We start from the raw sequence: 1,714 nt of genomic DNA on the forward strand, positions 1-1,714 counted from the left end.
TGGGCGTGCCCTTGGGCGCGTACATGCCGTGCCAGATCGACACGTTGAAGCCTTTCACGCCGGATTCGTCCAGCGTCGGCAGCTTGGCCAGCGAGCCGCCCAGGCGCTTGGGCGTCGAGACCGCGAAGGCCTTGACCTTGCCGCCGTCGATCTGCGAGGTGGTGTTGGTGGTCTGGTCGCACATGATGTCGACCTGGCCGCCGATCAGGTCGGTCATGGCGGGGCCGGTGCCCTTGTAGGGGACGGTGGTCATGTCGATCTTGATCGTGCTCATGTAGAGCAGGCCGCACAGGTGCGAGGCCGATCCCAGGCCCGCGTTGGCCAGGTTGATCTTGCCCTGGTTGGCGTGAAGCCACTTCTGCAACTCGGCGTAGTTGTTGGCCGGCAGGTTCGGGCGCGAGATCAGCGTCATCGGCACTTCGTTGATCAGGCCGAGGTACTCGAAGTCGTCCAGGGTCTTGTACTGGAGGTTGCGGTACAGGGCCGGCGCGGTCGACATGCCGATGTGGTGCAGCAGCAGGGTGTAGCCGTCCGGCGCGGCCTTGGACACCTTGGTGGCGCCCAGCGTGCCGCCGGCGCCGCCGACGTTCTCGATCACGATGGTCGCGTTCAGCGGCTTGCGCAGCGCCTCGGCCAGGTCGCGGGCGACCTTGTCGGTCGGGCCGCCGGCGGCGAACGGAACGACGATGGTCACCGGCTTGTCGGGATATTCGGCCCAGGCGGCGCCGACGCTCAGCAACGCGACACAGGCGAGCAAGGTCTTCTTCATGGCTGTCTCTTCCTCGATGGAGGTGTGGGTGATGGCGCGGATGCTAGGTCGCCGCCCTTCCCTGCAACCTTCGGAAACTACGTAAGCCGGGATCCCCCGGGGCCTGGGACCCGGGCATCTGCCGCGAAACAGCGGGAAATCAGTCGAACTTGCGCAGGTCCTCGATGACTTTTCCGTCGTTGGGCAGCGCGCCCGCGGCGACGAAGGCCACCTCGCCCCGCAGCTTGGTCACCTCGCGCAAGGCGACGGCCAGCTGGTCCGCCAGGCCCTCGGGGACGGCGCCGTCGGTCTCCACCCGCAGCGTCATCCGGTCCTGCGCCATCTCCCCCTCGACGACCAGCCGCCCGCGCCGCGCCTGCGGGAAGCGCCGCAGCACCTCGGCGACCTGGCCGGCATGCACGAACATGCCCCGCACCTTGGCGCTCTGGTCGGCGCGCCCCATCCAGCCCTTGATGCGCAGGTTGGTGCGCCCGGTCGGGCAACTGCCCGGCAGCACCGCCGACAGGTCGCCGGTGCCAAAGCGGATCAGCGGGTAATCCGGGTTGAGGGTGGTGACGACGACCTCGCCGACCTCGCCCTCGGGCACGGGGTCGCCGGTGCCGGGGCGGACGATCTCGACGATGACGCCCTCATCCACGACCAGGCCCTGGCGGGCCGAGGTCTCGTAGGCGATCAGGCCCAGGTCTGCGGTGGCGTAGCACTGGAAGCCGGTCACGCCGCGCTCCACGCACCAGTCGCGCAGCGCGGCGGGGAAGGCCTCGCCGCTGACCAGCGCCTTGCGCACCGACAGCGGCTGGCCCTGCTCGGCCGCCTTATCGAGCAGGATCTTCAGGAAGCTGGGCGTGCCGACGTAGGCATGGGGCCGCAGCTCGGCCATCGCCTGCAGCTGCAGTTCGGTGTTGCCGACGCCGCCGGCGAAGACCGTGCAGCCCAGCGCCTCGGCGC

Annotated in this window: 2 protein-coding genes; both read right to left on the bottom strand. The window is 69.3% G+C overall.

Features of this window, described 5'->3' with window-relative positions; genetic code table 11:
• On the bottom strand, positions 1-769 hold a 769-nt coding region (locus FUT87_RS24440), incomplete at its 3' end, for a tripartite tricarboxylate transporter substrate-binding protein (protein ID WP_147242675.1).
• A gap of 139 nt (positions 770-908) precedes the next feature.
• Positions 909-1,714 (bottom strand): phenylacetate--CoA ligase family protein (locus tag FUT87_RS24445; RefSeq protein ID WP_147242676.1); only part of this gene is annotated, 806 nt, incomplete at its 5' end.

Source organism: Mitsuaria sp. TWR114 (assembly GCF_007997345.1).